We start from the raw sequence: 7,749 nt of genomic DNA on the forward strand, positions 1-7,749 counted from the left end.
TTTAATTTGTAGTGCCATGTAAATTGTTCCATTTTGTGGGTATCCCTTTAGGAATGATAGGTTATTTTTTAAGCTGGTTTTTCAGAGACCTCGCCTGACGGGCAAACGCTTCGGGCAGAAATTTACGTAGATGCGTGGTGGCGATGAAAGAGCTTGATTTGAACCAGCAGGTAATTCTCGGGGGGCGCTATCTATGGCGTGACGCGGCGGGTCGGGTAACCGAAACTCCAGAAGAGATGTTTTGGCGGGTGGCCCGGGCGGTAGCCGCAGCGGAGGCTCACTTCGGGGCGAATCCCAAAACGGTTGCGGCATGGGCGGAGCGCTTTTTTGCGCTAATGGCGGCGCTCGACTTTCTGCCTAACAGCCCGACGTTAATTAACGCTGGGCGGCAGGGGGGACAGCTTGCTGCTTGCTTTGTCCTACCGGTTGAGGACAGCATTGAGGCGATCTTCGAGACCCTCAAACAGACGGCGCTTATCCACAAGAGCGGCGGGGGCACCGGTTTTGACTTTTCCCGGCTCCGGCCCAAAGGGGATCCGGTCCAATCAACCGGCGGGGTAGCTTCTGGGCCGGTGAGCTTCATGCGCATCTTTAACGCGGCCACCGAGGAGGTAAAGCAGGGCGGGGTGCGCCGGGGGGCCAACATGGGCATCTTACGGGTCAACCACCCCGACATTTTCGAGTTCGTTGCCTGCAAAGAAAAAGAAGGGGAAATGCGGAACTTCAATATCTCGGTGGCGGTGACCGAGGAATTCTTTGCGGCCTGTGCTGCGGGCAAAGATTTCCCGCTCCGCTTCGGAGGGCGGGTTTACCGCTCGGTCCCGGCCCGGGAGATCTTCGACCATATCGTCGCACACGCCCACGCTACCGGGGAGCCCGGGCTCCTCTTCCTCGACGCGGTCAACCGGGCCAACCCGACGCCGGCCTTGGGCCGGATCGAAGCGACCAATCCGTGCGGAGAGCAACCGCTTTTGCCTTACGAGTCCTGCAACCTTGGTTCCATCAACCTGGCGCAGATGGTTAAGGGGCAAAGCGTTGACTGGGAAAAGCTCCGCGCCGTGGTGCACGATGCGGTACGCTTTCTTGACGACGTAGTGGAAGTGAATAGCTTTCCGGTACCGGCGATAGCGGTAGCAACGCGCAGAACGCGCAAGGTGGGCCTCGGGGTGATGGGTTGGGCCGACTTACTCTTCCTGTTGCGTATCCCTTACGATTCCGAAGCGGCGTTGCAGCTTGCCGCTGAGCTAATGGGTTTCATCCGGGCGGAAGCGAGGGCGGCTTCCCGGCAACTGGCCTCCGAACGGGGAACCTTTCCGGCCTGGGATAAATCCGTCTACTATCCGGATCTGCCCTTGCGCAACGCCACCCTGACGACGATCGCGCCTACGGGGTCGATTAGCGGGATCGCGGGGGTCAGCTCCGGTATCGAGCCGGTTTTTGCGCTCAGTTACACCCGGACCGTTTTTGACCGGCGGAAATTGCTGGTGGTTAACAAACCTTTTCTCGCTTACCTTGCGGCGAACTTTCCGGAGATGCAGCGGGAGGCGGTCCTAAATAAGGTTTACCGCGATGGGACCCTAAAGGAGGTGGCGGCGCTACCGCCTGAGGCGCGGGCCGTCTTCAAAACCGCCTTAGAGATAGCGCCAGAGTGGCATTTACGGATGCAGGCGGCCTTCCAGCAATCCACTGATAACGCGGTGAGCAAAACGATTAACCTGCCGGAGACGGCTACGCGGGCGGACGTGGCGGAGATCTTCCGTACAGCCCACGCTTTGGGGCTTAAGGGCCTGACGGTGTACCGGACAGGCTCCCGGAAGGACCAGCCGCTTGCACTTCCGGCAAATTGCCGCCCCTGCCGGATTTAATAGCTCGGATCGGAAAAGGAGAAGTTCTGGGAGGAGAAAAGGGGAAGCGAGCCGTTGATTTTTAGGGTTAAAGGGATATAATTTAGTCCGGTTAATTATGATTTTAGCGGAGGCAGCCGATGCGCTTGCGGTTATGGACAGCGATTTTAATAGGTAAAGGCGCTTACCATTTAAGCCGGATCGGTGGTGGGCGGGGCTCGTCCCTACCGGGCCTTGTAGCGTTGCGCCTTTACCCCGAAATGCTAGGCGCGTTTGCCCGCCAGGCGCGGTGTGGGGCCGTGATGGTGACTGGGACCAACGGTAAAACGACGACCAACAACATGCTGGCGCGGGTGCTCGAGGCGGAAGGCGCGCGAGTGGTGGCGAATAGAGAAGGCGCTAACCTCGTAACGGGGGTTACGACCGCTTTCATCCGGGCCAGCAGCATCGGCGGGCGGGTGGGTTATGACTGGGCAGTTCTGGAAGTGGATGAGGCGGCCTTCCCGCGGGTGGCCGAAGTTGTTCGGCCGCGGCTTGTGGTGGTTACTAACTTTTTCCGCGACCAGCTTGACCGTTACGGCGAACTCGACAAGACTGTTTCCTTTATCAGAAGTACGGTGGCGAAGCTGCCCGCCACGAAATTAGTCCTTAATGCCGACGACCCGTTGGTCACCATGCTCGCCGATACGGGCCGCGAGGTGCTCTTTTTCGGGCTGGGGGCTCCCACGCGGGGGGAGGAGGCACAGGGAACCACCAGGGAGGCGCGGTTCTGCCCTTACTGCGGGCAGGAGTTTACCTATGACTACTACCATTATAGCCAGCTCGGCGCCTACCGCTGTTCTGGTTGCGGCTTTGCCCGGCCACGGGCCCAGGTAGAGGCGCTCAGCGTCCAGACGCTGAACGGGGTAACGCGCTCGGTGGTCCGGGTGCGGGACGAGGTGCTCACGCTTACCCTACCAACACCCGGTTTCTATAACGTTTATAACGCCCTTGCCGTTTTTGGGGTGGGGCTATGGCTTGGCATCGCGCCGGAAAAGGTGGCGGCAAGCCTCCACCGGTATGTGCCTGCAACCGGGCGACTCCAGGAGTTCGTTTATAAAGGGCGGCCAGTTTATCTCAACCTGGTAAAAAATCCTGCCGGTTTCAACGAGAGCCTCAACCTCCTTACGGCCAGTCCCGAGCCGAAGGATGTTTTCATTGCGCTGAACGATAACGATGCGGACGGGCGGGACATCTCCTGGATTTGGGACGTTGATTTCGAGCGGCTCGAAAACCGGAAGGAAATCCTCCGTTTTGTCTGCGCGGGGAGACGGGCGGAGGAGATGGCGCTGCGACTCAAGTACGCGGGCATCGCGGTCCAGAAGATCGAAACCTGCAGCCACTTTGCCGCCGGTGTGCGGCGGGCGTTAGAGGGCTACGGGAGCATTGTTTACCTGTTGGCGACCTATACGGCTCTCTGGCCGGTCGAGAAGATCCTGCGGCGTCTTGCTACGGAGGTTAACGGTGCTAACAGTCTGCCATCTGTACCCCGATCTTCTTAATCTTTACGGGGACCGGGGGAACATCATCGCCTTTACGCAACGGGCCCGGTGGCGTAATATTCCGGTGCGGGTGCTGGGGGTGCGACTTGGGGAACCGGTCGATTTCCGGGAGGTCGATTTTCTTTTTTTAGGTGGCGGTTCGGACCGCGAGCAGAGCCTTATCGCTGCCGACCTCCGGCGGCGCGCTGCGGCTCTCGGGACCGCGATCGAGGCGGGGCTGGTGGTACTTGCCATTTGCGGTGGCTACCAGCTGCTCGGGCGGTTCTACCGGACGCTCGACGGGACGGAAATACCGGGCCTCGGCATCCTCGACTTTTACACCCAGGCGGGGCGAAAACGCTTGATCGGCAATATCGCGATCGAAATCGAACTGGAAGGGAGAAAGATCCGGGCCTGCGGTTTCGAAAACCATTCGGGACAGACCTTCCTCGGGGCGGTAAAACCCCTCGGCCGGGTGCTCCGGGGTTACGGCAATAACGGGCGTGACGGCTGGGAAGGCGCCCGCTACAAAAACGTTTTCTGCTCTTATCTCCACGGTCCTCTCCTTCCCAAAAATCCGGCTCTTTGCGACCACCTCCTACGCTTAGCGCTTAGACGACGCGGCCTTGACAGGTACCTCGCGCCGCTCGACGATTCCTTTGAGAAGCGGGCTAGTGAGGTGATGCTGCGCCGCCTTGGCGTCAAAAGATAGGGGGCTAAAGTTTAGCCGTACTGCGTAAGAATACCCTAAATAAGAAAAATCTTTCACAAGCCTCTTGCGGCGGCGCGGGCTGTTTGGTTATAATGTGTATAGGATATTGTATACAAAATGCGCCGCCGTGAGCGGAGAGGAGGTAAGGTAGAATGTATCTGGTCACCTGGATCGAGGGCGAGGAGGTCGAGTACCGGTTGCTACCTTCCGAAGAGGAGCTTCCGGAAGAGCTGGAGGAGGAGAAAAACTCAATTGTAGTGGAGATTGAGAACGCTCCTAAGAACTGATTAATAAGCCGCGCGATGCGGCTTTTTTTATTGTCTATTTTGCCGGTCCACGTGGAGAAACGTGGCGAGGTGCTGGACCGCGATTTTTCCGGTGAGGTTGTGGCGCTCCAGGCCGTAGCGGAGGAAGAGAAGGCAACCGGGGTTGTCGGTGACCACCGTGGCGGCGCCCGTCTGGGCAAGCGCGACAACCTCGGCGTCGAGCAGGGCCAGGGCCACGTCGGGGTGGCGTAAGAGGTAGATGCCGGCACTGCCGCAGCAGCCGAGGTGCGGCGCGGGTAATATTTCCACGCCAGGCAGACGGGAGAGAACCGCCGGCAGTACGCTGGCGCGCGTTGTGTTTCGTAGCAGGCAGGACTCGTGGCAGGCCACCTTTCCCGGCGCGACCGGCAGGAGAGGTGGGGCAGTCTCCCGCAAGAATTCGGCCAACTCGCGGACCCGGGCGGCAAAGGATCGGGCCGCGGTGCGCGCCGGGGAAGCTTCGGGGAAAAGTTCCGGGTACTCCCGGAGGTGAACGGCACAGGCAGCCGCCGTAACAACGACGAAATCATAAGGCTCTACCGCCGCGAAGGCGTCCAGGTTCTGCCGGGCGAGCTTGGCGGCGGTGTTTTTATCCCCCAGGTGATAGGGAAGAGCGCCGCAGCAGGTCTGGGCCGGGGGGATGACGACCGTGCAGCCGACTTGGCGGCGCAGCTCGATGGCGGCGTCGTTAACTGTCCGGAGCGCGCTCTCCATAATACAGCCGGTGAAAAAGGCTACCCGCCATTTTTCCGCTGTACGGGCGGGCAGAAGAGATGTTCGCCGGGGTGCCCGCCGGGGAGGGAAGGGGGTTAAAAGGGCGGCCAAGAGGGCGAGGGTTTTAGAAGGCTGGCCGGGAAAAAGTTTAAGGAGCTGCAAGAACGTCCGGTCCAGGAGGTGGAGCAGCCGCAGCGCGAGCCCCAGGCGCCCCGGTGCGGGGATGATTGTGCGGGCGGCAAAGCGGAGCAGGCCCGCCATGAGGCAGCCGGTGGACGAAGGAGAGGACAAAGTGGCGCGCGCTTGGACCGCACGGGCGGGGCTGGTGCCCGCGGGACAGGCAGCCTCGCAGGCCCGGCAGCCTAGGCAGCGGTCTAGGTAGGCGCCGGCGACCGGGGAAAGCGGCTCCCTCCTGAGGAGGACCAGACGACCCCGGGGCGAATCTGGTTCGCGCGGGGTGAGGCGGTAAGTCGGACAGACGGCAAGGCAAAAGCCGCAGCGGCTACAGCGGTAAGGGTCAGATTTCTGCCAGAAGGGGTTCGGAGTTACCATTATTGGGTACCTTTCGCCGGCCAGATCTTGCCGGGATTGAGGAGGCCGTGCGGGTCGAAGACCGCCTTGATCCCGCGCATTATATTCGCACTCTCCGGCCCTACGGCGGCCTCAAAATAGGGCGCCTTAAGGACGCCGACGCCGTGTTCGCCCGAGAGGGTTCCGCCGCAGGCGAGCGCTTCCCGGAAGATTGCGCTTATTGCGGCCTCAACCCGGGCGGGGTCGGTTTCCTGCGGGTCGAAGAGGATGTTCGGGTGGAGGTTGCCGTCGGCGGCGTGCCCAAAAACGGCAATTTGCTATACCGGTTTCCGCACCGATTCGTGCGACGCTGCGGATAAAATCCGGCACTCGGCTTACCGGAACCACCACATCCTCGCCAATTTTCGCTGGGTTGCGGCGCACTAATGCTCCCGAAACGTTGCGCCGCAACCGATAAAACTCCTCGCGTTGCTTTCCTGCCGCCGCCCAGGTTGCGAATGCGCCAGCCTGCCGGCAGAGCGTGGCCGCTTTTTCTACCTGTCGGGAAACGGTTTCCACGGGCCCGTCGATCTCGATCCAAAGTACAGCCGCTGGTAGTTCGTCCCAGGGAGCGAGTGTAGTGCAGCTGAGCGCCGTTTGGTCGATAATCTCCAGCGCCGCCGGAACGATACCTGCACCCGTAACCGCGATCACCCCTTGAGCAGCGGCCTCAAGTTAGGCAAACGTGGCCACCAAGCCCGCCGCTGCTTCGGGAAGGGGGATGAGCCGGAGGACGGCGCCGGTAATGATGGCGAGCGTCCCTTCGGACCCGCAAAGAAGACCGGTGAGGTCGTACCCGGTGGCGTTTTTAAGTGTCCGGCCGCCGGTCTGGATTATGGTGCCGTCGGCGAGGACCGCCTCCAGCCCCAGGACGTAATCCCGGGTAACGCCGGACTTAAAGCCGTGGGGCCCGCCAGCATTGGTCGCGACATTACCGCCGATGGTGGCGACAGAAGCGCTCGAAGGGTCGGGCGGGTAGAAGAGGCCAGCCGCTGCCGCGGCGGTGTGCACTTCACCGGTGGTAACGCCGGCGCCTACGACGGCCACGCGGTCTTTCGGGTAAACGGCGAGCGCGCGGAGGCAGGTAAGCGCCAGGACAACTCCTTGGGTGGCTACGGCACCACCGGCGAGTCCCGTTCCCGCGCCGCGCGGGGTAACCGGGACACCGACTTGGCCGGCTGCCTTCATCACGGCGGCCACTTCGGCGGTGGAGGCGGGGAGGAGTACCGCCTGCGGGGTACCTGCCGCCACGGAAGCGTCACGGGCGTAACAGGCTACCAGGTCAGGGTCGGTGAGGACCCAGTCCGGGCCGAGGAGCCGAGTTGCCGCCGCTATGAAGCTTTTGTAAGACACGTCAGTGCCACCCGCCGAGCATCTTTAGGAAAAGATTCGGCACGCCCGGGCAAATTTCCTGCCGGGCGCACTACGGCCCGGGGACTACGAACCCCAGGTAGAAGATAGGGACAAAATAAAGAAGCCCTTGGCCCTGCCTATTGGCACGACCAGGGGCTTCTTAAGTTTAATCGAACGTTACCGGAAACTTCGCTCAATCTTGTGAAACGCCGTGTACCAAACGGCACGGTACTATGAGGGGCGGGAGCTAAGTCTCCCTTTCTACATTTTCGTTCACCTTACTTTTGCTCCGAGGCGTTTCCTTCCTTCGCCGGCGGCAGCGTGACCTCCGGCGCGTTCGCTGCCTCCGGCGGCAAGACCACCGTTATCCCTTCGCCGTATTCATAATCCGAAAAGTGCATCACCGTCTCGATCGCCTCCAGCGGGTTCGGCTGCCCGCCCATCGTTTCTTTATACACGGCCACCGTTTTGAAGTCGCCGCCGTAGAGGAGAAGGGCCTCCTTGCTGATGTAGAGCCGCCCCAGTAGGAGATGGCCGGGAAAAAGTCAGCCGTCGGCATCAGCTTTTGTAGCCCCTCGCCGCCCTTGCCCAGTGCCTTCAGGAAGAGAGCGGGGTCGTCCACCCGGCCGTAGGCCAACCACCGGTATCCTGCCCGCCTTGAGACGCTGGGAGATAAACTTGGTGCAGTGGGCGCTAAGGTATGGTAAGCGGAATGTTGCTGAAAATTATTT

General features: G+C 61.0%; 8 protein-coding genes and 1 pseudogene. 4 read left to right on the forward strand and 5 right to left on the reverse strand.

Going from position 1 to position 7,749, the window contains the following annotated elements:
• Positions 1-143 precede the first annotated feature (143 nt).
• The 4 genes from ACUVTA_RS07390 to ACUVTA_RS07405 all read left to right on the forward strand — a co-directional run bounded on the left by ACUVTA_RS07390 (position 144) and on the right by ACUVTA_RS07405 (position 4,363).
• Positions 144-1,865 carry an adenosylcobalamin-dependent ribonucleoside-diphosphate reductase gene (locus ACUVTA_RS07390; RefSeq protein WP_445952318.1) on the forward strand — a complete coding sequence of 574 codons (1,722 nt, stop codon included), beginning with the start codon at positions 144-146 and terminating at the stop codon, positions 1,863-1,865.
• A 119-nt stretch (positions 1,866-1,984) separates the two neighbouring features.
• On the forward strand, positions 1,985-3,385 hold the full coding sequence (locus tag ACUVTA_RS07395) for a MurT ligase domain-containing protein (RefSeq protein ID WP_445952312.1): 1,401 nt from the start codon (positions 1,985-1,987) through the stop codon (positions 3,383-3,385).
• A complete protein-coding gene (locus tag ACUVTA_RS07400; RefSeq protein WP_445952313.1) occupies positions 3,348-4,076 on the forward strand; it encodes a type 1 glutamine amidotransferase in 729 nt (242 codons plus the stop codon). The genes ACUVTA_RS07395 and ACUVTA_RS07400 overlap by 38 nt, the downstream gene beginning before the upstream one ends.
• Positions 4,077-4,228: 152 nt before the next feature.
• Entirely contained in the window at positions 4,229-4,363 is a 135-nt protein-coding gene (locus ACUVTA_RS07405) for a hypothetical protein (RefSeq protein ID WP_445952314.1), read from the forward strand.
• A gap of 27 nt (positions 4,364-4,390) precedes the next feature.
• Here the strand turns inward: ACUVTA_RS07405 and ACUVTA_RS07410 are convergent, their stop codons facing one another.
• The 5 genes and pseudogenes from ACUVTA_RS07410 to ACUVTA_RS07430 all read right to left on the reverse strand — a co-directional run bounded on the left by ACUVTA_RS07410 (position 4,391) and on the right by ACUVTA_RS07430 (position 7,482).
• Positions 4,391-5,647: a (Fe-S)-binding protein gene (locus tag ACUVTA_RS07410; RefSeq protein WP_445952315.1), complete on the reverse strand. Its 1,257-nt coding sequence runs from the start codon at positions 5,645-5,647 to the stop codon at positions 4,391-4,393.
• Positions 5,647-5,940, reverse strand: a complete 294-nt coding sequence (locus tag ACUVTA_RS07415; RefSeq protein ID WP_445952319.1) for an FAD-linked oxidase C-terminal domain-containing protein — start codon at positions 5,938-5,940, stop codon at positions 5,647-5,649. Before ACUVTA_RS07415 ends, ACUVTA_RS07410 begins: the two co-directional genes overlap by 1 nt.
• Positions 5,855-6,328, reverse strand: a pseudogene (locus ACUVTA_RS07420) (FAD-binding oxidoreductase); the annotation flags it as partial. The pseudogene ACUVTA_RS07420 and the gene ACUVTA_RS07415, both read right to left, overlap by 86 nt.
• Positions 6,329-6,340: 12 nt before the next feature.
• Positions 6,341-7,018, reverse strand: a complete 678-nt coding sequence (locus ACUVTA_RS07425; protein WP_445952316.1) for an FAD-binding oxidoreductase — start codon at positions 7,016-7,018, stop codon at positions 6,341-6,343.
• A 278-nt stretch (positions 7,019-7,296) separates the two neighbouring features.
• Positions 7,297-7,482, reverse strand: a complete 186-nt coding sequence (locus ACUVTA_RS07430; RefSeq protein ID WP_445952317.1) for a hypothetical protein — start codon at positions 7,480-7,482, stop codon at positions 7,297-7,299.
• Positions 7,483-7,749: the final 267 nt, after the last annotated feature.

The organism is Thermodesulfitimonas sp. (genome assembly GCF_052743955.1).

Bases quoted from the DNA above. Each gene is read 5' to 3' on its own strand.
- ACUVTA_RS07390 (WP_445952318.1), top strand. From the start codon at position 144: ATGAAAGAGCTTGATTTGAACCAGCAGGTAATTCTCGGGGGGCGCTAT.
- ACUVTA_RS07395 (WP_445952312.1), top strand. From the start codon at position 1,985: ATGCGCTTGCGGTTATGGACAGCGATTTTAATAGGTAAAGGCGCTTAC.
- ACUVTA_RS07405 (WP_445952314.1), top strand. From the start codon at position 4,229: ATGTATCTGGTCACCTGGATCGAGGGCGAGGAGGTCGAGTACCGGTTG.
- ACUVTA_RS07410 (WP_445952315.1), bottom strand. From the start codon at position 5,647: ATGGTAACTCCGAACCCCTTCTGGCAGAAATCTGACCCTTACCGCTGT.